This is a genomic window from Streptomyces sp. SID13726 (assembly GCF_010548375.1).
Classification (GTDB): domain Bacteria; phylum Actinomycetota; class Actinomycetes; order Streptomycetales; family Streptomycetaceae; genus Streptomyces.
This window is the reverse complement of record NZ_JAAGLY010000556.1, coordinates 1-422: the sequence shown is the minus strand read 5'-3', so window position 1 is coordinate 422 and position 422 is coordinate 1. Positions and strand designations below refer to the sequence as shown.

The window sequence follows — 422 nt, the reverse complement described above, 5'->3', positions numbered from 1 at the left end:
GCCGGTTCAGTGCGCGGTGGCTGCGGAGGGCGTGATGTCCGCCGCGCCCGGGTCGGCCACGGCGACCGCGGCGGCGCGGTTCTCCCCCACGGCCACATCGGCGATGGACCAGCCCGCCGGGCCGGCCGCGGGCGTCTCGCCGGTCCCCACGTAGTCCGCCGAGGGGTCGCGGCCGAGACCGATGCCCAGCCCCTTGAGGTACGCCTCCTTCCGCACCCACGCCCGCGCGAAGGCGGCGGGCCGCTCCGGCGGCTCCAGGGCGCCGAGTTCGGCGATCTCCACCCGGTGCATCACGGAGGCGATGTCCGCCACCGCGTCATCGGACGGGACGGTCTCCACATCCACCCCCACCGGGGTCGCGGCGAACGCCAGGAGGGCGAAGCTGCCGCTGTGCGACAGCGAGAAGTGCACACCGCCGCCCG

1 protein-coding gene is annotated in these 422 nt (G+C 76.3%); it reads right to left on the bottom strand.

All coding sequences use genetic code 11. The features are described 5' to 3' along the window. Positions 1-6: 6 nt before the first annotated feature. The coding region (locus G3I78_RS49100) for a 4'-phosphopantetheinyl transferase superfamily protein (protein WP_164437155.1) at positions 7-422 on the bottom strand (416 nt) is incomplete at its 5' end.